The sequence below is a fragment of the Streptomyces sp. NPDC048612 genome, from assembly GCF_043199295.1.
Classification (GTDB): domain Bacteria; phylum Actinomycetota; class Actinomycetes; order Streptomycetales; family Streptomycetaceae; genus Streptomyces.
On the sequence record NZ_JBICVV010000004.1, the window covers coordinates 219,390 to 245,156 of the forward strand.

Here is a 25,767-nt window from a genome sequence, read left to right on the forward strand (position 1 = left end):
ACAGCTGCGCCACTTCCGCCGTAGCGTCATCGGCATGACGACCGCACCAACAGCACGGACCACACCCGCCGCGGACTCCGGTACGCCGGCCGGGGCCACCCACCGGCACGGCCCCCGGCTGCGGTGGGCCCAGCTCGCCCCCGAGGTCTACCAGGCCATGACCGCGCTGGACACCGCCGCGAAGCAGGGCCTCGACCCGGCGCTGGTCGAGCTGGTCAAGATCCGTGCCTCGCAGCTCAACCACTGCGCGTTCTGCCTCGACATGCACATCAAGGACGCCCGCACGGCCGGCGAGAGCGAGCAGCGGATCTACCTCCTGAACGCCTGGGAGGAGGCCCCCGGCCACTACACCGAGCAGGAACAGGCCGCCCTCGCCCTCACCGAGGCGATCACCCTGCTCACCGAGGGCTTCGTGCCGGACTCCGTGTACGACCGCGCCGCGGCGCACTTCGACGACGCCCGACTCGCCCGCCTCATCGCCCTGATCACCACCATCAACGCCTGGAACCGCTTCGGCGTCGCCACCCGCATGACCCCGGGCCGCTCATGACCACGGCCGAGACCGCTCCCCAGGTCCCCCCGACCGGCCCCCGGCTGCCCTTCTACCGGCTCGCGCCCGAGATCTACGCCCCGCTGCTGGCGCTGACCCGGGCCGCCAAGAAGCACCTCGACCCGGTCCTGGCCGAACTCGTCCTCCTCCGGGCCTCCCAGCTCAACCACTGCGCTTTCTGCCTCGACATGCACATCACGGAGGCCCGCCGGGCCGGCGAGACCGAGCAGCGCCTCCACCTCCTCAACGCCTGGGAGGAGGCCCCCGGCCACTACACCGACCAGGAACAGGCCGCCCTCGCCCTCACCGAGGCGGTGACCCTGGTGGCGCGGGGTGGCGTCCCGGACGCGGTGTACGACCGGGCGGCGGCGCACTTCGACGACGTCCAACTCGCCCATCTCCTGGCCCTGATCACCGCCATCAACTCCTGGAACCGGATCAACACCGCGTCCCGTACCCCGGTGGGTGATGCCCTGTGACGGCCGCTGAACTGCGCGCCCTCCACCACGGGCCGGATCTGCCGCTCGTGCTCCCGGGCCCCTGGGACGCCGCCAGTGCCACGGTGTTCGCCGACGCCGGGTTCACCGCGCTCGCCACGCCCAGTGCGGGCATCGCGGCCTCGCTCGGTTACGCGGACGGCGCGACCCCGCCCGGCGAGATGTTCGCCGCCGTCACCCGCATCGTCCGGGCCGTCGGCATCCCGGTCTCGGCGGACGTGGAAGCCGGATACGGCCTGTCCGCCCGGGAGTTGGTGGGCCGGCTCGCGGACACCGGCGCCGTGGGCTGCAACCTGGAGGACACCGACCACACCACCGGCACCCTGCGGGACGCGCACCGGCAGGCCGACTGGCTGGCCGAGGTACGCGCCGAGGCGGGCGATGCCCTGGTGATCAACGCCCGGATCGACACCTACCTGCACGGCGCCCCGGACACCGAGGAGACGATCCGCCGCGGCCGCCTCTACGCCGCCGCCGGCGCCGACTGCGTCTATCCGATCCTCGCCCCGCCGCCCCGGCTCGCCGCCCTCGCCACCGCCATCGGGCTCCCCCTCAACTCCGTGGTGACCCCGGACGGCCCCGCTCCCCGCGCCCTCGGCACCCTGGGCGCTTCCCGGGTCACCTTCGGCCCGGGACTGCAGCACCGGGCGACGGCGGCCCTGGCGGGGATCGCGGAGCGGCTGCGGGAGGAGCTGGGAGGGGAGCGGTAGAGGCGGCGGCCGTCGCTCACCGCTCGTCCGTCCCCGGCACCTTGCCCGTGGCGAGGGCGATCCGGTTCCAGGTGTTGATGGTGAAGATCAGGGCCAGCAGCTGGGCCAGTTCGGCCTCGTCGAAGTGGGCGGCGGCCCACTCGTACACCGCGTCCGGCACGCCACCCTGCGCCACCAGGGTCACGGCCTCCGTGAGGGCGAGGGCCGCCCGCTCCTTCGGGGTGAAGAAGTGTGCGGCCTCCTCCCAGACCGCGACCATGTGCAGCCGCTCCTCGCTCTCACCGGCCTTGCGGGCGTCGGTGGTGTGCATGTGCAGGCAGTACGCGCACTTGTTGAGCTGCGAGGAACGGATCTGGACCAGCTCCACGAGGGCCGGGTCCAGGCCCTCCCGGGCGGCGGCGTCGAACCCGATCAGCGCCCTGAACGCCTTCGGCGCGGCCTTCGCGAAATTGACCCGCTGGCTGCGGACCGAGGCCCCGTTCGCCGCGTCGGCCCGAGGGCCGCCGTCCTGAGGGGCGCCGGCCTGAGGGGCGCTGCTGTGGGGGGCGTTGCCCTGGGAACCGTCGACCTGCGCTTCATTCGTCATACCGTGAATCTAGAAGAGCAGAAGACCGGCTGTAGGGTGCATTTCCATGCCGGAATCATGGGTCAATTCCGCCGAGAGCCTGGGCGCCGATCTGTATCTGGAGCTGACCGGTCCCGGCAGCCGCCGCGCCGCCCTCATCCGGGCGCTGCGGGACGCCGTACGGTCCGGGCGGCTCGCCCCCGGTACGCGGCTGCCGCCCTACCGTTCGCTCGCCGCCGACCTCGGCCTCGCCCGCAACACCGTCGCCGACGCCTACGCCGAACTCGTCGCCGAGGGCTGGCTCAGCGCCCGCCAGGGCTCCGGCACCCGCGTCGCCCCCCGCGCACAACCGCTGACGCCCGCCCGGTCCCCGGGCGCCCGCACCCCGGTGAGCCGCCCCGCGCACAACCTCCTCCAGGGACAGCCGGACGCCGCGTCCTTCCCGCGCACCGCCTGGCTCGCCGCAGCGCGCCGCGCGCTGACCGCCGCCCCGCACGACGCCTTCGGCCCCGGCGACCCCCGGGGACGCCCCGAACTGCGCCGCGCCCTCGCCGACTACCTGGCCCGCACCCGCGGCGTACGCACCGACCCCGAACGCCTGGTGATCTGCTCGGGCTTCGCCCACGCACTGCGCCTGCTGCTGCCCGCCGTACTCCCCGGCCCCCTCGCCGTCGAGTCCTACGGCCTCCCCTTCCACCGCCGGCTCCTGGCCACGGCCGGCATCCCCACCCACCCCCTCGCCCTCGACGAACACGGCGCGGACCCCGCGCAGTTTGCCTCCTCCACGGAGCCGAAGGCGGTCCTGCTCACCCCCGCGCACCAGTTCCCCCTCGGGGTGCCGATGCACCCCCAACGGCGTGCGGAGGTGATCAACTGGGCGCGGGAGACCGGCGGTTACGTCCTCGAAGACGACTACGACGGCGAATTCCGTTACGACCGCAAGCCCGTCGGCGCCCTCCAGGGCCTGGACCCGGAGCGCGTCCTGCACATCGGCTCGGTCAGCAAGAGCCTCTCCCCCGCGCTGCGCCTGGGCTGGATGGCGCTCCCCGACCGCCTCGTCGAGGCCGTACTGGCCGCCAAGGGCGAGCGGGAGGCCTGGGCGGGCGTCACCGATCAGCTCACCCTGGCCGAGTTCCTCACCCACGGCGCCTACGACCGGCACATCCGCCGGATGCGCCGGCGCTACCGCAGACGCCGCGACCAGCTGGTCGACGCGGTGACCGCCCACGCCCCGCACCTCACCGTCACCGGCATCGCCGCCGGCCTGCACGCCGTACTCCAACTCCCCGACGGCTCGGGCGAGCCGGACGAGCGGGCGGCCCTGCGCGCGGCGCGCCGGCAGGGCCTGGCCCTCGACGGCCTGTCCGCCTACCGCCACCCGGAGGCCACCATGCCGCCCCGCCACGGCCTGGTCGTCGGCTACGCGACCCCCAGCGACAGCGCCTTTCCCGGCGCTCTGGAGGCGCTGTGCCGGGCGCTGCCGCCTGGGGAGTAGCGGACGTGGGCGCGGGGCGGGACAGGGCTCCCGTGCCGGGCTCTCGTCGCGGGCAGCTCCGCGGCGGCCGGGCCCGTGGCGGACAGCGGTCCCCATGACGGGGGTTACCCCCACCTCTGAAAGGTGGCTCGCCGGATGGGCAAGGGCATCCGCGCACAGCGATCGTGTCATCACGGGTTCTCGGCTCACCGGGCAGCGGCGGCACGACATCCAGTGCCGAGGGACCGCTTGCCTGTCGGACGCCCGGAAGACCGCTTGAGGGATCGCGAAGGGGGAAACGTGAAGCATCCTGGGGACCGGACTCCCGCGCGCCGCACACTGCTGGCCGGTGCGGCGGCAGCCGGTGCGGGCATGGTGTGGGGCACCGAGGGGACGGCCGTGGCCGGCGGGCGAGGACGGCCGGTGGGGCGCGGAGCGGTGGCGCAGGACGCGGTGGACGCCGAGGCCGCACGTCTCCGGCGGGAGCTGATCGCGCTGCGGCGGGACCTCCACCGGCACCCCGAGTTGCCGGGCCGGGAGCGGCGCACCGCCGGTGTGGTGGCCCGCGAACTGCGAGCGGCCGGACTGACCGTCACCACCGGGGTGGGCGGCCACGGCGTCGTCGGAGTCCTGCGTGGCGCACACCGCGGCCGGACCGTGGCGTACCGGGCGGACATGGACGCGGTGCCGCCGAAGGACATCGTGGGCGGCGGCCCGGCGGCGGCTCATGTCTGCGGGCACGACCTCCACACCACGGTCGCCCTCGGCGTCGCCCGGGTCCTGGCACGCCTGCGGCGGCGACTGAGCGGAACGGTGGTGTTCCTCTTCCAGCCGGCCGAGGAAACCCTGTCCGGGGCCCGCGCGCTGCTCGACGCGGGCGTGCTGGAGCGCACCGGCGTCGCGGAGATCCATGCGCTGCACTGCGGGCCGTTCCCCGTCGGCACGTTCGCGGTGACCCCGGGCTACGGGCTGCCCGGCCAGGACAAGGCAGAGGTGGCCCTCTCCGGGCCCGACGCGCCCGATGCCGCGCGGCGGCTGGCCGCCGAGATCAACGCCCTGGCCACGGTGGCAGCGCCGCAGACGCCCGCCGACATCGAACGGCTGCTGGCCGACGCCCTGACCGCCGACGGCCCCCTGGCCCGTTTCGTGGCGGTCCGGGCCGGAGCACAGGAGGCCGGGGTGCGGGTGACCTACCGCTGCTGGCCACAGGAGCGGTACGGGGAGGTGCGCGCGGACATCCGCCGCCTGGCCAGGTCCTGGGCGGGGGCAAGGGTGCGCTTCCCCGCCGAGCCGTTCCCGGCCATGGTCTGCCCGGAACGCGACGCCCGCAGGCTCGCCCACCACCTGCGCCACGCGCTGGGCCGGGACGCGGTGGCCGAACTCCACGCCGCGTTCCCGCCCTTCAGCGGCGAGGACTTCGCCCTCTACCTGGACCGCGTCCCCGGCACCTTCACCTTCCTCGGTGTCCGCGCCCCCGGCGCCCCCCTCACGACCGGCTACCCGCACTACCCCGACTTCGCGCCGGACGAGCGGGCGATAGGCATCGGCGTACGGGCGATGGCGGGCTGGATCGCGGAGCGGACGCACAGCGGCGGGTCCGGCCACTGAGCTGCCCGCCCGCGCCCGCCACCACGACTGCGCCCGCCCCCGCGACTCCTACTGGTTCGCGAACTTCTGGCTGATGTCGGTGAAGATGCGCTGGGCCTCGGGGCCCAGGTGGGGTCCGGCCAGCCAGGTGTGGGCGTTGGAGCTGATCGAGGTGTTGGAGACCAGGGTCAGCTTGCCGCCGCGGTTGACGAACCAGCCGCCGCCGGAGGTACCGCCGGTCATGGTGCAGCCTATGCGGTTCATGGCGGGCGTGCCCTGCTGCATGACGAGGCGGCCGGGGCGGGCCGGGCAGTTCATCATGCGGGCGCCGTCGTAGGGGGGCGCGGCCGGGTAGCCGAAGGCGTCGAGGGAGCTGAGCCGGTTCGCCGCGGGGGCGTTGAACCAGACGCGGGCGGCGTTGCCGACGGTCTCCTGGAGCGACTTGCCGCCGCCGTTCTCCGGCTTCACGTGCAGGACGGCGAAGTCGTAGGCGGAGCCGCCGTTGCCGGACTCCTCGCTGCCCATGTTGATCCACTCACCGGACGTGGTGATCCAGTCGGCCCAGAAGCGGCCGTACGGGGTGACCTGCTGGGACGGCGTGCTGTTGACCTGGTTCATCGGCACACCGTTGTCGTTGTACGACGGCACGAAGACGATGTTGCGCATCCAGCCGCCCTTCTTGCCGGAGTGCACACAGTGGCCCGCGGTCCACACCAGGTTGGACTTGCCGGGGTGCGCCGGGTCCTCGACGATCGTGCCGGAGCAGACCATCGGGCCCTTCGGGCTGTCGAAGAAGATCTTGCCGACCGGGGCCATGTGCTGGTGGTACGGGCGGGCGACCTGTTCGGCGGTGACCGGCTGCGGTTCGGGGTCGGTGCCTTCGAACTCACTGCCCGTGCCGGTGGCGTTGACGTCGATCTCCGGCGAGGTCTTCGCCTTGGCCAGCCGGTCCGACTTCCAGTGGTCCTTGATGACCGGGTTGGCGAAGTCCTTGGCGTCGCGGGCCCACTTGTCCCAGTCCTGCCAGCCGCCGTCCTTCCACTTCTTCAGGTCGTCCAGGCTGGTCGGCACGCCCTTGGGGAGCTTGAGGCCCCCGTCGGCCCGGTCCTTGGGGTCGGCGGCCGCACTGCCGGCGGCCTGGTCGGCGGGGCCGCAGGCGGAGACCGTGCCCGCGAGCAGTGCGACGAGTGCCGCGGCCGCGGCGGTGGAGCGGCGGATGGATGGCATGGAGCGGACTTCCCCCCGGTACGGGGCGGCGCGGGGCGCACCGCGCCGCGCCGCCGTGAATTGTCATGTCCCTCGTCGGGCTGCGCCCTACTATGCCGCCACGCCGGGACCACCGGGCACCCAGGTCCCGGCCGCAGCGCGCACCCCAGGACGGGACATACGCAATCAGGACGGGACGTTCGCCATGTCGCCTTCGCCGGTCCGCCGCTCCGTACGGAGCGCCTCACGCCGCGCCGATTCACCCCGGGCGAGGGGGAATTGCCGAGCGCGCCCGCACGGCGGCCCGGAGTCATGCAAGCGACCGGAAGCAGGGCCCCGGGCCCCGCCCCCCGGCCATCTCACTGCGCCCTGCGGACCTCGTCGAGCTTCTTCCCGAGGGCCTTGGTCTCCGCGATCAGCCGGTCGTGCGCGTGCCGCTGTGCCTCGTCCCCCTGGTCCCGGAACGCCGTGCGGAAGTGCGGTGCGAGCTGGGTCCACCAGCCGTAGTCCAGCATCGACCAGGCCTGCGGGCACAACGGGGCGCGGGTCTTCGGCAGGTACCCCGCACCGACCAGGGGGCCGTCGAACCGCTTCGGGTCGCTGCCGTCCAGGTAGCAGAGGAAGGTGAAGACCCGCTGCTGGGTGACGGGGTGGTCGCTCGACAGCCCTTCCAGCGTCAGCCCGCCCTCCTCGCGGGCGAGTTCGTCGAAGAGGAGGGCGGCGGCGAGCGAGGGACCGGGGCCGACCTCGTTGACGGTGTAGAACGACGCGAAGCCGTCGGCGGCGTCCTCCTCCAGGCCGAGGTTCGCCAGCAGCAGCTGACGCTGGAGGGCATGGCCCATCTCGTGGCCGAAGACGAACTGGGTCGACAGCGCGGTCAGGTCGTCGGCGTTGTACCGGTCCTCGGGGAACAGGGCCGGACGCTTGACGGTCTTGGCCACCTTGCCGCTGACCTCTTCGATCTGCGTCAGGAACGACGGCGGCACGAAGACCGTCCGGCCGTCGGGCTGGGTGACCGCGTCCGTGACGCCCGGCGGGACCTTGCCGGTGACGCGTACGACCAGATCGTGCGGGAGAGCGACCGAGGCGTTCACCCAGTCGGCGACCTGCTCCAGTACACGGGACTTCCGGATCACCGCCACGGCCGGACGGTCCTGCGGCTTGACCGTGTCGTCCTGGTAGACGACCGTGACCTCGCCCTGCGCGCCGTCCCTCTCTCCGTCGCCGTCACCGTCACCGTCGCCGCCGCACGAGGCGAGCGCGAGGCAGGCGACGAGCAGCGTCGCCGCGCCGGCGGTCCGCACCACGGCCGGGGACCCGCCACTGTTCAGCACCCTGGTCAGCTCTTTCCTCGGCCGGACCTGACACGCGGATTATGGGCGAGAAAGACCATGCCCTCAATAACCCATTTGTGCGGGTTGCCCCCCCCTAGGCGAGGGCCGCCGGCATCGAAGATCCGGAAAGCCGGCCTACCGCCGGGCCGCCCTCGGGTCCCCGTGCACCGGGCCGGGGCGGCCCGTGCCGTAGCGGTACTCCTTGAGCTGGTCGGCCGTGGGGTACCACTGGTTGCGGCAACGGCAGCACCACCAGCGCCAGTTGTCCCAGTCGGTGCTGGTGTGGGCGGTGTCCTTCCACAGCCAGTCGTCGCAGTCGGGTGTGGGGCACTTCGGCGGCAGCGGCATCACGGGCGCCTTTCGTCGGTGACGGCTGCCCAGCCTTCTGCGCCGCCCGTCACGCCGTGCGGTGGTTGACCGCCCGCCACCCGAACGGGTGGGAACCGCACGCACCAGAAGGCCCCGGCCCTCGCTCCTGATCCGCACCTCGCCCCCGACGGACATCCGGTGGAACGCCCTACCTCGGTGCCTGGAAACCGCCGATCTTCTGCTCAAGCAGGTCAGCCAGCCGCAGCGGGGTGCGGTCCTCGAACATCGGGCCGATGAGCTGCACTCCCACCGGCAGGCCCTCGGGGGACCGGCCCGCTGGAACGGCGGTGGCGGGCAGGCCGGGCATGGTGGCCAGACCGGCCCAGACGAGCTGGTCGAAGTACGGGTACTCGACGCCGTCGATGTCGATCCGGCGTGCCAGCAGATCGGGGTTGTGGTCGTGCGGGAACGCGGGAGTGGGCGTGATCGGGCACACCACGGCGTCGAACTCGGCGAAGAGCCGCCGCCAGCCGTGGCGGTGGAGCTCGCGGCGGTTGTCCGCCGCCATCCAGTCGCGGTGGCTGAACACCATGGCGCGCAGCCGCGCCGCGTCGAGGCTCTGGTCGTCCGCGCTCAGTCCGGCGGCGCGGGTCCGCAGCTGCTCGTAGGAGTCGAGGGGAAAACGCGCGACGGAGCCCGAGAACAGCAACTGCGTGTAGAGCGTCCCGGCTTCGGTCAGGTCGGGCAGCAGCGGGGTGTGCCGTGCGACGCGGGCGCCGCCGTCGGCGAGCGCTTCGGCCACCCGGTTCACGCCCGCTCGCACAGCGGCCCCGGTCGGAATGAGCGGATGCTCGTCGAGGACCAGGACCCGGAAGTCGGCGAGCCGCTCGTGGCGCGCGGGCGGCAGCGTCACCTCGTACGCCGTGCCGAGCGTCAGCGGGTCCGGTCCGGCCATGACGTCGAGGAGGAGTTCGAGGTCGCGGGCGGTGCGTGCCATCGGGCCGACGACGGCCAGATCGAGGTCGACCGGCAACGGCGGTGCCGGCGGCGCGACCATGCCGCGGGTTGCCGCCAGTCCGAGTGTCGGCTTGTGCGCGTAGACACCGCAGAAGTGCGCGGGGGTGCGCAGCGAACCGGCGAGGTCGGAGCCGAGGGACAGCGCGCCGAATCCGGACGCCAGGGCCGCCGCCGACCCGCCGGAAGATCCGCCCGACGTGCGAGCGTGATCCCACGGGTTGTTGGTGGTGCCGTAGATCTCGTTGAAGCTCTGGATGTCCTGCAGCCCCAACGGCACATTGGTCTTGCCCAGCACCACGGCGCCCGCGGCCTTGAGCCGCGACACCTGCACCGCGTCCTCGGCGGGCAGATGGTCCCGGTGTTGCGGCATGCCCCAGCTCGTGGGCAGCCCGGCGATGTCGTAGGACTCTTTGACCGTCACCGGAATACCGAGCAGCGGCCGGTCCTCGCCGCGGGCGCGCGCCTGGTCTGCGCCGCGCGCGGCGGCCCGCGCACGGTCGAAGTCCGGCACACAGATCGCGTTGACGGCCTTGTCGTCGCGCTCGATGCGGGTAATCGCCTCGTCGGTCAGTTCCGCTGAGGTCACGTCACCGGCGCGCAAGGCGGCCGCGAGTTCTTCTGCAGTCTGAAAGTTCCGCTCCATGAATGCGAACGTACTGGCCTCTGTCAGAGGCCATAAAATGCCGATTCGCACAATTCAGGAGAGGTATCTCCACTCCATGGTCTTCTCCGGCCACGGAGAATTCGCCCGGCCGCCGGCCATGGCGGCGCGCGGCGCCCCGGAACGCGCTCGCGGGCAGCCGCACCCGTGGTGCGACTGCCCGCGAGTTCCCGCGTGGCCCGTCAGGCGGCTACTTCTTGGGCAGCCACTTCTTCCACACGTCCGGGTGCTTCTCCACCCAGCGCTTCGCCGCCTCGTCGGCGGACAGGCCGCCCGAGGCGATGGATTCGGAGACCTCGTTCTGGTCGTCCTTGGTCCACTTGAAGTGCTTCAGGAACGCCGAGGCGCTGCCGCCCTTCTTGGCGAACTCCGTGTTGAAGTACTTCTGGAGCGGCGTGGTCGGGTAGGCGCAGTCGATGGACTCGGGGTCCTTGGTGCCCTTCTCCGCGCAGGCGTCGGTGTACTTGGGGAGCTTGACCTCCACCATCGGCACCTGGTTGAAGAGCCACTGCGGCTCGTACCAGTACGTCAGGAAGGGCTTCTTCTCCTTGGCGAACTGCTGGATCTGAGTGATCTGCGCCGCCTCGGAGCCCGCGAAGACGACCTCGTAGTTGAGCTTGAGGTTCTTCACCAGCGCCTTGTCGTTGGTGACGTAGGACGGCGAACCGTCCATCAGCTGGCCCTTGTTGCCGCTCTCCGAGGTCTTGAGCTGGTCGGCGAACTTGTTGAGGTTCTTCCAGTTCTTGACCTCGGGGTGCTTGTCGGCCCAGTACTTGGGGACGTACCAGCCGATGTGCCCGGTGACGCCGTTGCCGCCGCCCGCGGTGATCGTCTTCTTGTCCTTGACGTACCGCTGCTCCTGCTCCGGGTGACCCCAGTCCTCCAGGATCGCGTCGACCCGGCCCTGGCTGAGGGCGTCCCAGGCGGGGATCTCGTCCACCTGGACGGTGTCGACGTGGTAGCCCATCTTGTGTTCGAGCAGGTACTTGGCGACCGCGACGTTGGACTGGGCGCCGACCCAGGTCTGCACCGACAGGGTGACCGACTTGGAGCCCTTGGCCGCCGCGAACGGCGAGGCCTGCTTGGTCATGTCGGCCTTGCCGCAGGACGACAGGGAGAGCGAGAGGACCGCCGCGCCGGCCAGCGTGGCCGTCCCGATGATCATGGTGCGCTTACGGGACATGGTCAGACTCCCTTCCCCGTCGTACGGCGTTCCGTGGGCTGGGTGACCCGGTCGAGCATCAGGCCCAGGCACACGATGGCGACACCCGCGACCAGGCCGAGGCCCAGGTCTCCGGTGGCGAGGCCGGTGACGACGTCGTAGCCGAGGGCACCGCCGCCGACCAGACCGCCGATGATGACGACGGCGAGGACCATGACCACGCCCTGGTTGACGGCCAGCAGCAGGGCCGGCCGGGCCAGCGGAAGCTGGACCTGGCGCAGGATCTGCCAGCGGGTGGCGCCCAGCGAGTGGGCGGATTCCATCGCGGCCGGGCTCACCTGGCGCAGGCCCTGGGTGGTGATGCGGATGACGGCCGGCAGCGCGTAGACCACGGCAGCGGCGGCGGCCGGAGCGCGGCCCACGGCGAACAGCGCGACGACCGGGATCAGGTACACGAACTGCGGCATGGTCTGCATGACGTCCAGGACCGGGCGCAGGATCGCCTCGAAGCGCTTACTGCCCGCCGCCAGGACACCGACGCCGAAGCCCAGCACCAGGGTCACCGCCAGGGCGGCGATCACCTGGGACAGGGTGTTCATCGACGGCTTCCAGACGCCCAGGACGCCGATGGCGGCCATCGCGAGGACGGCGGTCAGGGCGGTGCGCCAGGTGCCGATGAGCCAGGCCAGCGCGGCGACGATGAGCAGCGTGGCGTACCAGGGCAGCGCGGTCAGGCCGTCACGCAGCGGGTTGAGCACCCAGTTGGTGAAGTGCGCGGCCCAGTCGGCGGTGCCGCCGACGACCGGGACTCCGGAGTAGAGGTGGTCGACCATCCACTCCTTGAAGTCGTTGACCGGGCGGGCCACGTCCACGGCCCAGGCGCCCGGCCAGACCAGCGAGCCGCTGAGCCGCCCGGCCAGCGCGAGGGCGGCGGTGACCACGGCGATGCCGGTCCAGGCCTGCCAGCCGCGCAGCCACTTCGGGCCGTTGGCGGTGTCGGCACCGAGCCGTTCACCGGCCGCCGCGGTGGTGCGGTCCATGACGATGGCCAGCAGCACGATCGGGATGGCGGCGGCGAGCGCGGCACCGACGTCCACCGAGGCGAGGGCCTGGTAGACGCGGTCACCGAGACCGGCGGCGCCGATCATCGAGGCGATGACGACCATGCCCAGCGCCATCATGATCGTCTGGTTGACGCCGAGGAGGAGTTCCTTGCGCGCCAGCGGCAGACGGGCGGTCAGCAGCCGCTGCCGGCCGGTGGCGCCGAGCGAGGAGACCGCCTCCAGGACACCCGCGTCGGCACCGCGCAGGCCGAGCGCGGTGAGCCGCGCCATCGGCGGAGCCGCGTAGATGACCGTGGCCAGGAGGGCGGCCGGGACGCCGATGCCGAAGACCAGCACGACGGGCAGCAGGTAGGCGAAGGCCGGCAGGACCTGCATGGTGTCCAGGACCGGACGGAGGATGCGGAACAGGCGCTCGGAGAGACCGCCCGCCAGGCCCAGCAGCGCGCCGACCACGACCGAGACGACGACCGCCACGACCATCAGCGCGAAGGTCTGCATGGTGGGGACCCACATCCCGAGCAGCCCGCTGACCAGGAAGGAGATCAGTGCGGTGGCGGCGATGCGGACACCGGCCACGCGCCAGGCGATCAGCGTCACACCGGCCGTCACACCCGTCCAGCCGAGGGCGAGCAGCAGCAGGTAGACGCCGCGCACGGAGATCACCACGGCGTTGCTGAGGTGACCGAGGAAGTAGACGAACAGCGGGTGGCTGTCGCGGTTGTCGATGATCCAGTCGCTGGTCTTGTCCAGCGGGCCGGAGACGTCGACGGTCAGCGCCGACGGCCAGGCGGCGCCGAACTTGGCCTGCAGCAGCGGCACGAGGACCGCCGCGGCGAGCACGAGCACCAGGAGCTTGGTCACGGCGCGCATTTGCAGCACGGCCCGCAGGGGGCCGGGCCGCACGGCGTCGCTCAGCGGGCGCGTCGCCATGGGGGGCGTGCTGAAGAAGCTCATGCGCGCCCCCGCTTCACGGTGCCCGTGGGCACGTTGAGCGCGGCGCAGCGCTGGGCCTCACGCCAGTGGCGCAGCCAGGAGGCGCGCAGCCGGGTGCGGGGTGTGGCGGCGGGAGCTCTGGAGCCGACGGCGCGGAGGGCGCCGTCGCGGGTGGTAGCGGTGTACATCAGGCGGCCACCTCGTCCTGCTGCGGGCTGTCGAGCCGGGCGACCACGTTCAGCAGACCGGCGCTGTCGACGATGCCCAGGCAGCGCTTGCCGTCGACGACCCGGGCCGCGCCGCCGGAGCGGGCGACCGCCTCGATTGCGTCGGAGATCAGGGTGTCGGGGCTCAGCGCGGGGCCCTGGTCGGCCTCGCCGTCCTCGGCCGGGCGCATCGCCCGGCGCACGGTCAGCACCTGCTCGCGCGGCACGTCCCGGACGAAGTCGCGGACGTAGTCGTCGGCCGGGGAGCCGACGATCTCCTCGGGGGTGCCGAGCTGGACGATCTCGCCGTCGCGCATCAGGGCGATCCGGTCGCCCAGGCGCAGCGCCTCGCTCAGGTCGTGGGTGATGAACACCATCGTCCGGCCCTCCTCGCGGTGCAGGCGGACGACCTCTTCCTGCATGTCGCGGCGGATGAGCGGGTCGAGCGCGCTGAACGGCTCGTCGAAGAGGAGCACTTCGGGGTCGACGGCGAGCGCGCGGGCCAGGCCGACGCGCTGCTGCTGACCGCCGGAGAGCTGACCGGGGCGGCGCTTCTCCATCCCGGCCAGGCCGACCTTCTCGACCATCTCGTTGGCCTTCGCGCGGCGCTCCGCCTTGCCCATGCCCTGGATCTCCAGGCCGTAGGCGACGTTGTCGACGACGGTGCGGTGCGGCAGCAGACCGAAGTGCTGGAAGACCATGGCGGCGCGGCGGCGGCGCAGTTCACGCAGCGTGGCGCGGTCCATGGCGCGGACGTCCTCGCCGTCCATCTCCAGCACGCCGCTGGTCGGCTCGATCAGCCGGGTCAGACACCGCACGAGGGTGGACTTGCCCGAGCCGGACAGGCCCATGACGACGAAGACCTCGCCCTTGTGGACGTCGAAGGAGACATCGCGGACGGCGGCCACACAGCCGGTCCGGTCGCGCAGTTCCTGGACGTTCAGGCCCCTGACGGAGGAGTCCTCGGGGATGCGCTCGGCTTTGGGGCCGAAGACCTTCCAGAGGTTGCGGACGGAGAACACGACCTCACGGCCGTCGGACTCCCCGGTGGTGGCGGCGTCCTCGGACGTACGGGCGTTGGGTATCTCGGATGCGCCGGCGGAGGTGGTAGCCATCACGCATCACCTCCTTGGGTCGGAGCCTTCTGGAGCAGTTCGGCGCACTTCTCCCCCACCATGAGCACACCCAGCATGGGGTTGACCGCGGGCATCGTCGGGAAGACGGAGGCGTCGGCGATACGGATGCCGGCCAGTCCGCGGATCTTCAACTCGGGGTCGACGACGGCCAGCTGGTCGTCGGCGGCGCCCATCTTGCAGGTACCGGCCGGGTGGTAGACGGTGTGTGCCGCCTTGCGCACCAGCTCGCTGATCTCCGCGTCGTCGGTGACCTCGGGGCCGGGGAAGACCTCCCGCTTGAGCCACTTCTTGAACGGCTCGGCCTGGGCGACCTTGCGGGCCAGCTTGACGCCGTCGACGAGGGTCTTGCCGTCGTAGTCGTCCTCGTCCTCGAAGTACTTGAAGTCGAGGGCGGGCTTGGCCTCGGGGTCGGCCGAGGTGAGGTAGAGGCGGCCGCGGGAGCGGGACTTGGGGATGTTCGGGGTCATCGACACGCCGTGCTCGGGGCGCTCGTAGCCCAGTCGCTCGGGGTTGTCGGTGAACGGAATCTGGTAGAAGTGGAACATCAGGTCGGGGCCCTTGTGCTCCGGGTCCCGCTTGACGAAGAGGCCCGCGTCGGAGTCCATCGCGGAGTTGCCCGGGAGCGGTCCGTTGGTCTCCCAGACGATCACCGACTCGGGGTGGTCGATGAGGTTCTCCCCGACACCCGGCAGGTCGAGCACGCAGGGCAGCCCGAGCGCTTCCAGGTCCTTGCGCGGCCCGATGCCGGAGTGCATCAGCAGCCGCGGGGTGTCGACGGCGCCGGCGCAGACCAGCACCTCGCGGGCGGCCTCGACGTAGACCTCCGCGCCGTCCTTCGTCCGGACGTGGACGCCCTTGGCGGTGGTGCCGTCCAGCTCCAGCTCGGTGGCCCAGGTCTCCAGCATCAGGTGGAGGTTGGGGCGGTCGCCGGCCTCCATGTGCGGGTGGAGGTAGGCGACGGAGGCGGAGGAGCGCTTGTTGTTCTCCGGGTGGTAGGAGAGGTCGAAGAAGCCGACGCCCTCGTCGAAGGGCTTGTCGTTGAAGCCGACGACCTCGGGAACACCGAGGGCGGTCTTGGTGGCCTCGATCCAGTCGGTGGCGATCTGGTTCTGGTCCTTCTTCGCCACCCGCACGATGTTGTTGCGCAGCTTGCCGAAGTAGGGGTCCATCTCCTTGGCGCCCCAGCCGGCCGCGCCGGCCTCTTCCCACTCGTCCCAGTCGGAGGGCAGCGGCTTGAAGGAGATCAGGGTGTTGTGCGAGGAGCACCCGCCGAGCACCTTGGCGCGGCTGTGCAGGATGTGCGAGTTGCCGCGCGGCTGCTCGGTGGTCGTGTACTCGTAGTCGAGGTCGCCGCCGAGCAGGCCGAGCCACTTGCGCAGCGTCAGCACGTCCTCACGGTCGATGTCCGACGGGCCGCCCTCAATAACCGCGACGGTGACGTCCGGGTCCTCGGTGAGGCGGGAGGCAATGACGGAACCGGCGGTGCCGCCGCCGACTACGACATAGTCATACACAGGCATTGGGGGTGCTCCTTCTTACAACGTGCGTGGTGCGGGTGGTGCTGTGACAGGGGCGGGTGTCAGCCCGCGAACCAGCGCACCGGCTCCGGCCGGAGGTTTTCGTAAATGTGCTTGCTCTCGCGGTACTCGTCCAGACCCGTGGGACCCAATTCCCGACCGATGCCGGACTTGCCGAAGCCGCCCCACTCCGCCTGCGGGAGGTAGGGGTGGTAGTCGTTGATCCAGACCGTGCCGTGCCGCAGCCGGGCGGCGACCCGGCGGGCGCGTGCGGTGTCGCCCGAGAAGACGGCACCGGCCAGGCCGTACTCGGTGTCGTTGGCGAGCGCCACGGCCTCGTCCTCGGTGGTGAAGGTCTCCACCGTCAGGATCGGGCCGAAGGTCTCCTCACGGACCACCTTCATCTCGCGGTGGCAGCCGTCGAGCACGGTCGGCGCGTAGAAGTAACCGGTGGCCGGACGGACGTCCGACGGCTCGGGCCGGGCACCGCCGCAGCGCAGCTGAGCGCCCTCGGCCAGGGCGGAGGCGACATACGCCTCGACCTTGTCGAGCTGCTGCTGGGAGACCAGCGGACCGCACTCGACGCCGTCCTCGGTGCCCCGGCCGAGCTTGATCTTCTCGGCGCGGCGGGCCAGCTCGGAGACGAAGCGGTCGCGCACCGACTCCTCGATGATCAGCCGGGCACCGGCCGAGCAGACCTGGCCGCTGTGGATGAACGCGGCGTTCAGCGCCTGGTCGACGGCGGTGTCGAAGCCCTCTTCCGTGGCGCACGCGTCGGCGAAGACCACATTGGGGTTCTTGCCGCCCAGCTCCAGGGCGATCTTCTTGGCGCCGGAGACCGCGGCCGCGCCCGCCTTCGTGCCGCTGACCAGGCCACCGGTGAAGGAGAACAGGTCGACGTCGGGGTGCTCGGCGAGCCGCTGGCCCACCGGGAGGCCCGCGCCGGTGACGATGTTGGCGACCCCGGCCGGCAGTCCGGCCTCGACCAGCAGCTTGACCAGGTGCACGGTCGACAGCGGGGTGACCTCGCTGGGCTTGATCACAAAAGTGTTGCCGGCTGCGAGGGCCGGCGCGATCTTCCAACTCGCCTGGAGCAGCGGGTAGTTCCACGGCGTGATGAGCGAGCAGACACCGACCGGCTCGTGCACGACCACGCTGTGCACGTCCGGCGAGCCGGCGTCGACGACCCGGCCGCCGCTCTCGTTCATCACCACGTCGGCGAAGTACCGGAAGGCGTTGGTGACGTCGTCGACGTCGACCCGGCCCTCCTCCAGCGTCTTGCCGGTGTCCCGGCTCTCGATGAGGGCGATGACCTCACGGTCGCGCTGCAGCAGGTCGGCGACCCGGCGGAGCAGCGCGGAGCGCTCGGCGACGGCCGTACGGGGCCAGTCGCCCTGGTCGAAGGCCCGGCGGGCGGCCGCGACCGCAGCGTCGGCGTCCTCGGCACCGCCCTCGGCCACCAGCTGGAGCGTCGTCGCGTCGGCGGGGTCGAGGACCTCCCGCGTGTCGCCGGATGCGGCGGCCTGCCACACCCCGTCTACGTGAATGGTCTCGATTGCCGACACGTCGTTCTGCCTTCCGGTTACTGATCTCGTTCCCACTGGTGCAACCACTGGCGTCACCAGCAACGTGGACCCCTCCCCCCAAGCGGCGGACCTATGCCCAAACGTTCATGGAAAGTGACTCGACTCACTGAATGTGCGGCCGAATGTCCCGGAACGTACCCTGAATAGCCGTATGTCCCAGGCCGTATTTCCCCTCGGGACCGGAGGTACCCAGATGACCACCAGACGGCGTGCCGCCACCGCCACCGCCGCCCTGACCTGCGGCGCGGCCCTGATCGTCGGGCCCGTGTGCACCGGGGCCGCGGCGGCCGAGGACCCGGACGGCGGCGAGGGCGACCTCGCGAACAAATCGGCCCAGCAGATATCCGACGATTCCCTGCATCAACTGGTCGCCGCGAAATCCCTGCGGTTGCGCACCCAGACCAGTGCCGATCCCACGAAACTCGACCTCACCCTCGACCGCGCCGGCAACTGCACCGGCGCCATCAGCAAGGGCTCACTCGGCCGCATCGAGCTGGTCAAACGCGGAAACCAGGTCTGGATGAAGCCGGACGCGGCCTTCTGGAAGAGCCAGCTGCCCGGGAACGAGGGCCAGGAGGCCGCCGAGAAATACAAGGACACCTTCCTGCACGGCACCACCAAGGACGCCTTCCTGGGCAACCTCTCCGCGGCCTGCGACCTCACCGCGTTCCAGAAGACCGCGGTACCCCCCGAGAACCCGCCCTCCGGCGCCCCCTCACCCTCCGTCACCCCCACCCTCACCAAGGGCCGCCCGACCACCCACGAGGGCACCCGCGTCCTCCCCGTCGTCAAGAAGGCCCAGGGCGCCGTCCAGACCCTCTACGTGGCCATCGACGGCAAGCACTACCCCGTCAAACTCACCGCCGAGGTCGACCACCAGACCGGCACCATCCTCCTGAGCGACTACGACACCCCGGTCTCCGCCAAGACCCCCGCCCCCGGCGACACCGCCGACATCTCGGTACTGGAGAACCGGCTCCAGGGGCCGGGCCAGGGCTCGCAGAGCGCCTGACTCCCCCCGGTCGCGGTACGTAACCGTTCGTACATACGTATCGTTGAACCGTGCGGCTGCCCGCGGCGCGCGGGCAGCGGGGAGGAGCGGCACGATGACCATCAGCCTTGACCGGACCGAGACGATCGAGACCGACGGGACCGAGATGGCGGAGCCCACCGAGCAGCGCAACGAGCTGAGCCTGGACGAGCTGTTCAGGCAGCTGGAGCGGATGCCCACCCCCGAGGGTTACAAGGTAGAGATCGTCGAGGGGGCCGTTTACATGACGCCGCAGCGCGACGTCCATTGGCAAACCATCCGCCGTATCGTGCGGGCGCTGGAAGACCATTTCGGGATGGATGTCCTGGTGACTTCGGACGTGCGGATCAACTTTCCAGGCGAGCGGAACGGCTTCGCCCCAGACGTCGCCAAGATGTCCGACGGCGCCGAGAAGGACGAGTTCGGGCGCTGGCGCCATCAGGACGTCGAGTTCATCGCCGAAGTCGTCTCCAAAGGCACCGCGCCGAACGACTACGGCCCCAAGAAAACGGCCTACGCCGTCGCCGAGGTCCCGGTCTACCTGATCGCCGACCCGTACCTGGGCCGGTGCCGCGTCTTCACCGACCCGCAGGACGGCGACTACAAGATCGACACCACCATCGCCTACGGCACCCCCGTGGACCTCACCCACACCGTCGTCGGCCTCACCTTCTCCACCGAAGAGTTCCCCCGCGACTGACCCCGCCCGTCACCCGCGCTGCCGAACCGGAGGGGCCCCGGCCTGCGGGCCGGAAGACAATGCAGGCATGGCTGACACAGCGGCGAAGGCAGTGCTCGAAGGCGGCCCCGAGGAGCTTCCGGCGCGGATCGTGCCGATCGACCCTCCCGGGAGCGAGCTGAAGATCCCGTTCCGTAACGGCTACGAACACTTCCGGGCCACCAGCCGGCAGCAGCACACCTCCGAGGGGCCGCTGCCCGTCTACGAGTGGTGGGAGCGCACGGAACTGCCCGGGTAGCGGCCCGAGCGGCGCACCGCTCGGGCCGTGCGGACCGCTCAGGTGTGGGGAACGAAGCTCCGCAGCGCGATCTCCTGCGTCCACTCCTGCTCCGGCCAGGCGTCCTCGGTGCCCAGGACCAGCACCGCGAACTGACGCCCGTCGGCGGCGGTGAAGGCGCAGTCGACGACCTTCACGCGGGTGCCGAGGCGCTCGCTGTCATAGGCGTAGACCAGTTGGTTGGCGTCTATGCCCGGCCCCGGGAATCCCAGCGGTTCGAGGCTGATCTCCTGGTAGCCGGGGTTGGCGGCCAGGCCCTTGGAGGCCTGCGAGAGCGCCTCGCGCGGGGTGATTTCGGGGTCGGTGATCTCGAAGATCTGCACCAGCCCGCGGTCGTCCGGGGCGGTGTAGAACACTCCGGTCTTGCGCTCGCTGCGCGTCCAGGTGCCGGGCACCGCGAGGGTGAAGCCCTTCTTGTCGTGGGCGAGGCGGTAGCCGTCCGGCAGTTCGGAGAGGGTGGGGGCGGGCGTGACGCGGTCCGGGGCGCCGGTGGACGGGCCGGTGGCCGTACGGGACGGGGCGGCGGACTTGCTGCGGGCCGGCGGCCGGGCGGAGGCCGGATCGTCGCCGTGCCCCCAGAGCAGATAGCCGCCGCCGACGGCCGCCGCGATCACGGCCACCGCCGCCCCGGCGACCAGTCCGGTACGACGCCGGCCGCCCGGGGCGTAGCCGACGCCTGACTCGGGCGTGCGGTACGGGTCGGCGGCCGGGCCCGGTAAGCCCTCGGTGTACGCGCTGGGGTGCGGGTACGGGTACGTGCTGCGCGACGGATCGGCTGCCGGGGGCGGGGCGGGCGGGGGCGCGTCCGTGGGCGGCGTACCCGAGGGCGGGGTGCCCGTCGCGGGCCCGTCGTCCCCCGGCCCGCCCACCGGCGGCGTGAAGGACGGCCGGGGCGGCGCCGGGCCCGTGTAGGGCGCGGGTGGCGGGGTGCCGTCCTCCCAGCTCTGGGTCTCGTTGTTCCAGCGGGCCTGGCGGCCGTACTTCATGTCAGCCTCCCGCCAGGGCCGTAACCGCCTGGGTCACCGCGGCGCCGGAGGCCAGCAGGCTCACCACCGCCCCGGCGTCGGTGAGCGCCGCTCTGAGCCGGGCCAGCCGCCCGGCGCCCGCGGCTCCCTGGTCCGCGATCTCGGCCTCGGTCTCGGCGAGTTCCCCGCTCAGCGCCGTGATCTGCGGACTCTCCACGGCCCGGGACAGATCGTCGCGCAGGGCACGGACGGCGCGCAGCAACTCCTCCTGCGCCGGGTCCGCCGACGGCGCGGCCTGGCCCGCGTTGTGGGTCACGGTGTTGTGGTCGCCGATGGCGAAGGCACCCTGGACGCTGCCGATGTGGATGCCGTTGCCGCGTTCGTCAGCCGTTGCCACGCTGGGAAGTTCCCTTCGTCCCGGTGCCACGCGGAGTGGCGTTGTTCGTGATCGTGTTGTGGTCGCCGATGCCGACGGCGCCCTGTGCGGACTCGACGTAGACGCCGCCCTCGGCGACGTGCACGATCCGCTGCTCGAACTCGGCGGTCTGGTAACCGGCTTCGTGCAGCGCCGTGGTCACCCCCGCCGCCACCCGCTGCTGAATGGTCTTCAGGTAGCGGGCGACGTCCATGTCCTGGAAGAGCGAGGCCTCTCCGAAGGAGCCCAGTTCGCGTACGGAGGCCCCGGGGCCCTCGGGCAGCGCCGCGCCGTGTCCCGCGGTCGCCAGCCGCCAGGCCGACAGCAGCCCGCGGGCCAGCGTGCCGAGCGCGTGCCCGGCCGAGCGGGGTGTACGGGCCAGCGCCCAGACCGCCTTGCCGAAGTGGTGATGGTGGCGGTACACGTGCGCGATCCGGTCGGCGTCCTGGAAGAGCTGCCGCAGCGGCCACAGCACATGCGGCGCGACCTCCAGCATCAGCATCCCGCCCTGGGTGTGCACCCGCACGAAGAGCGTGGTGACGACGCCCTCGTTCCAGCCGCCGACCCGGATGCGCAGGAAGTGCCGCCTGGTCTCGCCGCCTTCCTCCACCGCGGCCGCCCGGTGCTCCTCGAACGCCGCCGGGGCGTACGGCGCCGCCTCCCGGGTCGGCAGCCCCTCGGCCGGCAGGAAGACGCACTCGTCGATCTCCAGCGCGCGCAGCCGGTCGCGGACCGCGGCCGCCGACGCCGGCGAACCGTGCGGCGACGGCACCCGCAGCGCCGCCACCAGCGGCACGATCCGGGCCAGGATGGCGCTGTTGTCCAGCGGTTCGGCGGTGCGGTCCGCGCGCGGGTTCAGCTCGACCGACAACGACCAGGTCTTGTACGGGTTTCCGGCGCCGCAGAACGGGTTCGCGGCCCGGTACATCACCAGCGGCCCGTGCTGCTCGGTCCGTACCCGGTCCCGCAGCCGCTGGAAGCGGAGGCCCTCGGCGCGCTCGGCGGGGTCGGACATGACGTCGGGGAAGCGCTCCCGGGACAGCTCGTTCGCCAGCACCCGCGCGAACTGCCCGCGCTGCAGACCGACCAGTACGGCCAGTGCCACCGGCAGCAGCAGCGCGACCCACACCCCGAACAGCAGGCCCACCGCCGCCGCGCCGCCCTCGCTCCCGTAGGAGGAGCCGAAGCCGCTGTCGTAGCCGTAGCCGCCCGAGGAGTCACCTGTCAGGGAGTCCAGCAGTTCCGGCAGCAGCGTGACGAACGGCGACCGCGGGCCCAGCAGGCCGACCCCGCCGACGAACGCCGCCACCAGCAGCGACAGGTAGAAGAAGGCCAGCGTCAGCCGGCCGTACCAGCGCAGGACGAAGGACAGGACCCGGGCCGGACCCGGCAGGACCGGTGACCGGCGGACGACGCGGGCCACCACCATGACGGCGACGGGGAACACATAGAACGCCGCGATGCCGGAGGACAGCGGGAGCGCCACGATCCACAGCAGCAGGATCGCCGCCGCCCACCCGAGCTGCAGCCGCCGGGCGCGCAGGGCGTGGGCCAGCACGCGGGCGGCGTCGATGCCCAGGGACGGCGCGGCGAACCGCTGTTCGTGGACGTACAGCTCGTCGATGACCGCGTCACGGAACGCGTCGTCCATGTAGGTGCCCGCGCACAGCAGCCGGGTGGCCTCGCTGGCGCCGGGCGGGATCGGCGGGAGCTGCGCCGGGGGCGGAGCGCCCCCGGCCGTTTTCCGTAACCGTTGTGGATCGCCTGGTTCACCAGGCTGCGCAGGCACATCCGTCCGCGTCATCGGCTTCCCCCAAAAACACCACCAACGAGCTGGCGCCGAGGGCCTGTTGGGCAGACGGACCACCGTGGTCGGCCGCGCGGCGCAGAACCCGCAGCATAGAGGAGCGAAGCGCTCCGTGTCAGCGCGATAACCCAAGGTCGCCGCGGGTCAGACGGCCGGAGGGAACTCCCCGTCCTTGAGGGCGGCGACGAACGACGTCCAGCCACCCGTCGGGAAGACCAGCACGGGCCCGTCCGGGTCCTTGCTGTCACGCACGGGGACGGCGTCGGGGATACCGGGGGCCACTTCGATGCAGTTGCCGCCGTTGCTTCCGCTGTAGCTGCTCTTCATCCAGGTGAGCGCCACCTCGACGCAGTCGCCGCCGTTGTCCCCGCTGTAGCTGCTCTTGGTCCAGGTCACCGCGCTGAGTTCGTGCCTGTCCATGCTGCTCGTACCCCTCCATCACGTCGCTGATCAGAGCGGCGGACTCGTGGGCCGACAGAGCGTCCGCCCTGAGCACATCATAGGTCTGGCTGTGTCGGAGGTAGACGGCCGGATCGTTGGTGAAATGGCCACGGTCCACCGATTCCGAGTACACCCAGCGTTCCTTGGCCAGTTCGATCAGCGACACGGAACTGAGGGGGCGAACGAGCCCGAAGAGCCCCGCCGGTGCCACCTGGATACGGATGTTGGAGCGCTGCCCCACACTCAGCAGGTGCGCACACTGCTCACGCATGATGTCCGGACTGCCCACCGCGTTGCGCAGACAACTCTCGTCCAGGACAGCGACGTACAGCGGGCCTCCCTCGGCCAGAAAGCGCGGCTGTCGGCTCAGTCGGGCCCGGACGCGTGACTCGACCTTCTCGGAATCCGTGCCACGGCGACTGAACAACACACGCGCATAATCCGGCGTCTGCAACAACCCAGGAATGAGCTGCTCTTGATATGCACGCAGCGCCACCGCCTTCGCGTCCATCTCCGCCCGCCGCTCAAACCAGTCCGGATGCTGCACTTCCGGATACCAGTCGATCCGCCCCCACAGCCGCAGCAGCACTCCCCCCGTCCCCAGCAGTTCGTCGCACTGCTTGGCGAAGGTGTCCTGCGGGACGCGCGTGCCCGCCTCCACGCGGGCCACCTGCGAGCGATCGCACGGGATCTTGTTCGACAGGCTCTCCTGCGTGAGGCCCGCCGCCTCCCGGAAGTGCCTCAGGACCTCCCCGAACACGGCGGCATTGGTGGCTGCCGGTCCACTCTCTGCATTGCGCCGTCGGCTCACCGCATCCCCCTTGGTGCCAGAAGGTGAGTGTCACGCGTCAGACGTTGCGACCCGCACTACGGGGCGCGACGCTGAACACACCCAACGTAACGGGTCGTTCGGCCGACTGTGCCGCCTTCTGCCGCAACCAAACTTCTGGGAGTCATTGAGCATGAGTTACGACCGGGATGCCGCCCCCGCACCCGTGCCGGGGCTGCGTCTGCTGCCGTGGGAGGGCGAGGGCGGGAAGCCGTGCTTCCTGTCGGCGGACGGGGCCGGAGGCGTGCTGTCGCGGCTGGCCGACGAGATCGAGGCGGAGCAGCTGTGTGACGGCTCCGACGTGCTCAAGGGCGCGGTGGCCGTACTGGACGACGGCAAGGCGGGCGAGCACGCGTTACGGCGGGCGCTGCGGGCGACCACGCAGGCCTTCGGCGACGTGCTGCGCGTCGCCGACAGCCGGGGCGCGCGGCTGCCCGTGGCGGCGGACGGTGACCCGGAGGCCGACGCGAGGGAGCCGCGGTCCGAGCCGACCTGACCGGGTCGACATGACCGGGCCGATATGACCGAGCCCGCACGGTCGTTGCGGACCGTGCGGGCTCGTCGGTGCTGCGGTGCCGCCCGGACGGGGCGGCCGCGGCGTGGGTCAGCCGAGGAGGCCGAGACCGCGGACGGCCTCGCGCTCCTCCGCCAGCTCCTGCACCGACGCGTCGATGCGCTCGCGGGAGAAGTCGTTGACGTCCAGGCCCTGGACGATCTCGTACGCGCCGTCCTTGGTGGTGACGGGGAAGGAGGAGATCAGGCCCTCCGGGACGCCGTAGGAGCCGTCCGAGGGGATACCCATCGAGGTCCAGTCGCCGGCGGCGGTGCCGTTGACCCAGGTGTGGACGTGGTCGATGGCGGCGTTGGCGGCGGAGGCCGCGGAGGAGGCGCCACGGGCCTCGATGATCGCCGCACCGCGCTTGGCGACGGTCGGGATGAAGTCCTCGGCCAGCCACTTCTGGTCGTTCACGACCTCGGCGGCGTTCTTGCCCGCGACCTCGGCGTGGAAGATGTCGGGGTACTGGGTGGCGGAGTGGTTGCCCCAGATCGTGAGCTTGCGGATCTCGGAGACCGGGGTGCCGGTCTTCTTCGAGAGCTGCGAGAGCGCACGGTTGTGGTCGAGGCGGGTCATCGCGGTGAAGCGCTCGCGCGGCACGTCCGGCGCGGCGGCCTGGGCGATCAGCGCGTTGGTGTTGGCGGGGTTGCCGACGACCAGGACCTTGATGTCGTCCGCGGCGTGGTCGTTGATGGCCTTGCCCTGCGGCTTGAAGATGCCGCCGTTGGCCTCCAGGAGGTCGCCGCGCTCCATGCCCTTGGTACGGGGGCGGGCGCCGACGAGCAGCGCGACGTTCGCGCCGTCGAAGGCCACGTTCGGGTCGTCGGAGATGTCGATGCCCTGCAGCAGCGGGAAGGCGCAGTCGTCGAGCTCCATGGCGGTGCCCTCGGCGGCCTTCAGACCCTGGGGGATCTCCAGAAGGCGCAGCTTCACCGGCACGTCCGCGCCGAGGAGGTGTCCGGAAGCGATGCGGAAGAGCAGTGCGTAACCGATCTGGCCGGCGGCGCCGGTCACGGTCACATTGACGGGAGTGCGGGTCATGGCGATCTCCTGCGCGGTGTTTTCCGGGGGCAAGCCCCTGGACCACCATGGTTGGCGGTGGGTGTCCCTGCCCGGCTATCGAGGTCTCTTGGTATCGAGAGACCCGGCCGTCAGGCTATCGGACCCCTGCCGGGGGCAGGTGCCGGGCCGGTG

The 25,767-nt window shown here is 71.6% G+C and carries 26 protein-coding genes; 9 read left to right on the top strand and 17 right to left on the bottom strand.

Annotated features, from left to right (window positions below; genetic code table 11):
- Nucleotides 1-34 precede the first annotated feature (34 nt).
- The 3 genes from ACGFN2_RS09665 to ACGFN2_RS09675 are packed head-to-tail and all read left to right on the top strand — an operon-like array spanning nucleotide 35 to nucleotide 1,757.
- A complete protein-coding gene (locus tag ACGFN2_RS09665; RefSeq protein WP_362604490.1) occupies nucleotides 35-550 on the top strand; it encodes a carboxymuconolactone decarboxylase family protein in 516 nt (171 codons plus the stop codon).
- Nucleotides 547-1,029: a carboxymuconolactone decarboxylase family protein gene (locus ACGFN2_RS09670; protein WP_362604492.1), complete on the top strand. Its 483-nt coding sequence runs from the start codon at nucleotides 547-549 to the stop codon at nucleotides 1,027-1,029. The genes ACGFN2_RS09665 and ACGFN2_RS09670 overlap by 4 nt, the downstream gene beginning before the upstream one ends.
- Complete coding sequence (locus ACGFN2_RS09675) at nucleotides 1,026-1,757, top strand: isocitrate lyase/phosphoenolpyruvate mutase family protein (protein ID WP_393358873.1); 732 nt, start codon at nucleotides 1,026-1,028, stop codon at nucleotides 1,755-1,757. Before ACGFN2_RS09670 ends, ACGFN2_RS09675 begins: the two co-directional genes overlap by 4 nt.
- A gap of 16 nt (nucleotides 1,758-1,773) precedes the next feature.
- Here the strand turns inward: ACGFN2_RS09675 and ACGFN2_RS09680 are convergent, their stop codons facing one another.
- The gene (locus tag ACGFN2_RS09680) at nucleotides 1,774-2,343 is read right to left on the bottom strand and encodes a carboxymuconolactone decarboxylase family protein (protein ID WP_393358875.1); all 570 of its coding nucleotides are present in this window, start codon (nucleotides 2,341-2,343) and stop codon (nucleotides 1,774-1,776) included.
- 46 nt (nucleotides 2,344-2,389) lie between these two features.
- Here ACGFN2_RS09680 and ACGFN2_RS09685 point away from each other — a divergent pair, with 46 nt between their 5' ends.
- Together ACGFN2_RS09685 and ACGFN2_RS09690 are read left to right on the top strand one after the other, a co-directional pair.
- Nucleotides 2,390-3,817 (top strand): PLP-dependent aminotransferase family protein, encoded by a 1,428-nt coding sequence (locus ACGFN2_RS09685; protein ID WP_393358877.1) that lies wholly within the window; start codon nucleotides 2,390-2,392, stop codon nucleotides 3,815-3,817.
- Nucleotides 3,818-4,168: 351 nt separating this feature from the next.
- Nucleotides 4,169-5,404: a M20 family metallopeptidase gene (locus ACGFN2_RS09690; protein ID WP_393359038.1), complete on the top strand. Its 1,236-nt coding sequence runs from the start codon at nucleotides 4,169-4,171 to the stop codon at nucleotides 5,402-5,404.
- 48 nt (nucleotides 5,405-5,452) lie between these two features.
- Here ACGFN2_RS09690 and ACGFN2_RS09695 read toward each other — a convergent pair whose 3' ends face one another.
- The 10 genes from ACGFN2_RS09695 to ACGFN2_RS09740 all read right to left on the bottom strand — a co-directional run bounded on the left by ACGFN2_RS09695 (nucleotide 5,453) and on the right by ACGFN2_RS09740 (nucleotide 17,493).
- Complete coding sequence (locus ACGFN2_RS09695) at nucleotides 5,453-6,610, bottom strand: trypsin-like serine peptidase (protein WP_393358879.1); 1,158 nt, start codon at nucleotides 6,608-6,610, stop codon at nucleotides 5,453-5,455.
- A gap of 338 nt (nucleotides 6,611-6,948) precedes the next feature.
- Nucleotides 6,949-7,923 (bottom strand): DUF4344 domain-containing metallopeptidase, encoded by a 975-nt coding sequence (locus tag ACGFN2_RS09700; RefSeq protein ID WP_393358881.1) that lies wholly within the window; start codon nucleotides 7,921-7,923, stop codon nucleotides 6,949-6,951.
- Between the two features lie 135 nt (nucleotides 7,924-8,058).
- Nucleotides 8,059-8,271 carry a hypothetical protein gene (locus tag ACGFN2_RS09705; protein ID WP_362604504.1) on the bottom strand — a complete coding sequence of 71 codons (213 nt, stop codon included), beginning with the start codon at nucleotides 8,269-8,271 and terminating at the stop codon, nucleotides 8,059-8,061.
- Nucleotides 8,272-8,440: 169 nt separating this feature from the next.
- The gene (locus ACGFN2_RS09710; protein ID WP_393358883.1) at nucleotides 8,441-9,892 is read right to left on the bottom strand and encodes an amidase; all 1,452 of its coding nucleotides are present in this window, start codon (nucleotides 9,890-9,892) and stop codon (nucleotides 8,441-8,443) included.
- A gap of 208 nt (nucleotides 9,893-10,100) precedes the next feature.
- Nucleotides 10,101-11,093, bottom strand: a complete 993-nt coding sequence (locus ACGFN2_RS09715; RefSeq protein ID WP_362604507.1) for an ABC transporter substrate-binding protein — start codon at nucleotides 11,091-11,093, stop codon at nucleotides 10,101-10,103.
- Nucleotides 11,094-11,095: 2 nt separating this feature from the next.
- Nucleotides 11,096-13,090 (bottom strand): ABC transporter permease, encoded by a 1,995-nt coding sequence (locus ACGFN2_RS09720; RefSeq protein ID WP_393358885.1) that lies wholly within the window; start codon nucleotides 13,088-13,090, stop codon nucleotides 11,096-11,098.
- Nucleotides 13,087-13,257: a hypothetical protein gene (locus tag ACGFN2_RS09725; protein WP_018089530.1), complete on the bottom strand. Its 171-nt coding sequence runs from the start codon at nucleotides 13,255-13,257 to the stop codon at nucleotides 13,087-13,089. Before ACGFN2_RS09725 ends, ACGFN2_RS09720 begins: the two co-directional genes overlap by 4 nt.
- The gene (locus ACGFN2_RS09730) at nucleotides 13,257-14,390 is read right to left on the bottom strand and encodes a glycine betaine/L-proline ABC transporter ATP-binding protein (RefSeq protein WP_393358887.1); all 1,134 of its coding nucleotides are present in this window, start codon (nucleotides 14,388-14,390) and stop codon (nucleotides 13,257-13,259) included. The genes ACGFN2_RS09725 and ACGFN2_RS09730 overlap by 1 nt, the downstream gene beginning before the upstream one ends.
- Complete coding sequence (locus ACGFN2_RS09735; protein WP_393358889.1) at nucleotides 14,390-15,931, bottom strand: GMC family oxidoreductase; 1,542 nt, start codon at nucleotides 15,929-15,931, stop codon at nucleotides 14,390-14,392. Before ACGFN2_RS09735 ends, ACGFN2_RS09730 begins: the two co-directional genes overlap by 1 nt.
- A gap of 59 nt (nucleotides 15,932-15,990) precedes the next feature.
- The gene (locus ACGFN2_RS09740) at nucleotides 15,991-17,493 is read right to left on the bottom strand and encodes an aldehyde dehydrogenase family protein (protein WP_362604513.1); all 1,503 of its coding nucleotides are present in this window, start codon (nucleotides 17,491-17,493) and stop codon (nucleotides 15,991-15,993) included.
- A gap of 214 nt (nucleotides 17,494-17,707) precedes the next feature.
- Here ACGFN2_RS09740 and ACGFN2_RS09745 point away from each other — a divergent pair, with 214 nt between their 5' ends.
- The 3 genes from ACGFN2_RS09745 (at nucleotide 17,708) to ACGFN2_RS09755 (ending at nucleotide 19,521) form a co-directional block, all read left to right on the top strand.
- Complete coding sequence (locus tag ACGFN2_RS09745) at nucleotides 17,708-18,526, top strand: hypothetical protein (protein ID WP_362604515.1); 819 nt, start codon at nucleotides 17,708-17,710, stop codon at nucleotides 18,524-18,526.
- 94 nt (nucleotides 18,527-18,620) lie between these two features.
- A complete protein-coding gene (locus ACGFN2_RS09750) occupies nucleotides 18,621-19,244 on the top strand; it encodes a Uma2 family endonuclease (RefSeq protein ID WP_362604517.1) in 624 nt (207 codons plus the stop codon).
- Between the two features lie 67 nt (nucleotides 19,245-19,311).
- Nucleotides 19,312-19,521: a DUF5988 family protein gene (locus ACGFN2_RS09755; protein ID WP_362604518.1), complete on the top strand. Its 210-nt coding sequence runs from the start codon at nucleotides 19,312-19,314 to the stop codon at nucleotides 19,519-19,521.
- 38 nt (nucleotides 19,522-19,559) lie between these two features.
- On the opposite strand, the gene ACGFN2_RS09760 is transcribed toward ACGFN2_RS09755, so the two are convergent.
- The 5 genes from ACGFN2_RS09760 to ACGFN2_RS09780 form a co-directional block, all read right to left on the bottom strand.
- Nucleotides 19,560-20,546 carry a hypothetical protein gene (locus ACGFN2_RS09760; RefSeq protein WP_362604520.1) on the bottom strand — a complete coding sequence of 329 codons (987 nt, stop codon included), beginning with the start codon at nucleotides 20,544-20,546 and terminating at the stop codon, nucleotides 19,560-19,562.
- 1 nt (nucleotide 20,547) lies between these two features.
- The gene (locus ACGFN2_RS09765; RefSeq protein WP_362604522.1) at nucleotides 20,548-20,922 is read right to left on the bottom strand and encodes a hypothetical protein; all 375 of its coding nucleotides are present in this window, start codon (nucleotides 20,920-20,922) and stop codon (nucleotides 20,548-20,550) included.
- Nucleotides 20,909-22,744 carry a hypothetical protein gene (locus tag ACGFN2_RS09770; protein ID WP_393358893.1) on the bottom strand — a complete coding sequence of 612 codons (1,836 nt, stop codon included), beginning with the start codon at nucleotides 22,742-22,744 and terminating at the stop codon, nucleotides 20,909-20,911. Before ACGFN2_RS09770 ends, ACGFN2_RS09765 begins: the two co-directional genes overlap by 14 nt.
- 147 nt (nucleotides 22,745-22,891) lie before the next feature.
- Complete coding sequence (locus tag ACGFN2_RS09775) at nucleotides 22,892-23,074, bottom strand: DUF397 domain-containing protein (RefSeq protein ID WP_393358895.1); 183 nt, start codon at nucleotides 23,072-23,074, stop codon at nucleotides 22,892-22,894.
- The gene (locus ACGFN2_RS09780; protein WP_393358897.1) at nucleotides 22,992-23,999 is read right to left on the bottom strand and encodes a Scr1 family TA system antitoxin-like transcriptional regulator; all 1,008 of its coding nucleotides are present in this window, start codon (nucleotides 23,997-23,999) and stop codon (nucleotides 22,992-22,994) included. Before ACGFN2_RS09780 ends, ACGFN2_RS09775 begins: the two co-directional genes overlap by 83 nt.
- A 151-nt stretch (nucleotides 24,000-24,150) precedes the next feature.
- On the opposite strand from ACGFN2_RS09780, the gene ACGFN2_RS09785 reads away from it, so the two are divergent.
- Nucleotides 24,151-24,513: a hypothetical protein gene (locus ACGFN2_RS09785; protein WP_393358899.1), complete on the top strand. Its 363-nt coding sequence runs from the start codon at nucleotides 24,151-24,153 to the stop codon at nucleotides 24,511-24,513.
- 108 nt (nucleotides 24,514-24,621) lie between these two features.
- On the opposite strand, the gene ACGFN2_RS09790 is transcribed toward ACGFN2_RS09785, so the two are convergent.
- Nucleotides 24,622-25,614, bottom strand: a complete 993-nt coding sequence (locus tag ACGFN2_RS09790; protein WP_362604529.1) for a malate dehydrogenase — start codon at nucleotides 25,612-25,614, stop codon at nucleotides 24,622-24,624.
- Between the last annotated feature and the right edge of the window lie 153 nt (nucleotides 25,615-25,767).

What these genes read in the sequence shown, in the direction of transcription:
- ACGFN2_RS09730 (WP_393358887.1), bottom strand. Translation starts at nt 14,390, where the DNA reads ATGGCTACCACCTCCGCCGGCGCATCCGAGATACCCAACGCCCGTACG.
- ACGFN2_RS09755 (WP_362604518.1), top strand. Translation starts at nt 19,312, where the DNA reads ATGGCTGACACAGCGGCGAAGGCAGTGCTCGAAGGCGGCCCCGAGGAG.
- ACGFN2_RS09750 (WP_362604517.1), top strand. Translation starts at nt 18,621, where the DNA reads ATGACCATCAGCCTTGACCGGACCGAGACGATCGAGACCGACGGGACC.
- ACGFN2_RS09715 (WP_362604507.1), bottom strand. Translation starts at nt 11,093, where the DNA reads ATGTCCCGTAAGCGCACCATGATCATCGGGACGGCCACGCTGGCCGGC.
- ACGFN2_RS09690 (WP_393359038.1), top strand. Translation starts at nt 4,169, where the DNA reads ATGGTGTGGGGCACCGAGGGGACGGCCGTGGCCGGCGGGCGAGGACGG.
- ACGFN2_RS09665 (WP_362604490.1), top strand. Translation starts at nt 35, where the DNA reads ATGACGACCGCACCAACAGCACGGACCACACCCGCCGCGGACTCCGGT.
- ACGFN2_RS09785 (WP_393358899.1), top strand. Translation starts at nt 24,151, where the DNA reads ATGAGTTACGACCGGGATGCCGCCCCCGCACCCGTGCCGGGGCTGCGT.
- ACGFN2_RS09685 (WP_393358877.1), top strand. Translation starts at nt 2,390, where the DNA reads ATGCCGGAATCATGGGTCAATTCCGCCGAGAGCCTGGGCGCCGATCTG.
- ACGFN2_RS09705 (WP_362604504.1), bottom strand. Translation starts at nt 8,271, where the DNA reads ATGCCGCTGCCGCCGAAGTGCCCCACACCCGACTGCGACGACTGGCTG.
- ACGFN2_RS09735 (WP_393358889.1), bottom strand. Translation starts at nt 15,931, where the DNA reads ATGCCTGTGTATGACTATGTCGTAGTCGGCGGCGGCACCGCCGGTTCC.
- ACGFN2_RS09745 (WP_362604515.1), top strand. Translation starts at nt 17,708, where the DNA reads ATGACCACCAGACGGCGTGCCGCCACCGCCACCGCCGCCCTGACCTGC.
- ACGFN2_RS09670 (WP_362604492.1), top strand. Translation starts at nt 547, where the DNA reads ATGACCACGGCCGAGACCGCTCCCCAGGTCCCCCCGACCGGCCCCCGG.
- ACGFN2_RS09760 (WP_362604520.1), bottom strand. Translation starts at nt 20,546, where the DNA reads ATGAAGTACGGCCGCCAGGCCCGCTGGAACAACGAGACCCAGAGCTGG.
- ACGFN2_RS09775 (WP_393358895.1), bottom strand. Translation starts at nt 23,074, where the DNA reads ATGAAGAGCAGCTACAGCGGAAGCAACGGCGGCAACTGCATCGAAGTG.
- ACGFN2_RS09680 (WP_393358875.1), bottom strand. Translation starts at nt 2,343, where the DNA reads ATGACGAATGAAGCGCAGGTCGACGGTTCCCAGGGCAACGCCCCCCAC.
- ACGFN2_RS09725 (WP_018089530.1), bottom strand. Translation starts at nt 13,257, where the DNA reads ATGTACACCGCTACCACCCGCGACGGCGCCCTCCGCGCCGTCGGCTCC.
- ACGFN2_RS09770 (WP_393358893.1), bottom strand. Translation starts at nt 22,744, where the DNA reads ATGACGCGGACGGATGTGCCTGCGCAGCCTGGTGAACCAGGCGATCCA.
- ACGFN2_RS09710 (WP_393358883.1), bottom strand. Translation starts at nt 9,892, where the DNA reads ATGGAGCGGAACTTTCAGACTGCAGAAGAACTCGCGGCCGCCTTGCGC.
- ACGFN2_RS09790 (WP_362604529.1), bottom strand. Translation starts at nt 25,614, where the DNA reads ATGACCCGCACTCCCGTCAATGTGACCGTGACCGGCGCCGCCGGCCAG.
- ACGFN2_RS09695 (WP_393358879.1), bottom strand. Translation starts at nt 6,610, where the DNA reads ATGCCATCCATCCGCCGCTCCACCGCCGCGGCCGCGGCACTCGTCGCA.
- ACGFN2_RS09720 (WP_393358885.1), bottom strand. Translation starts at nt 13,090, where the DNA reads ATGAGCTTCTTCAGCACGCCCCCCATGGCGACGCGCCCGCTGAGCGAC.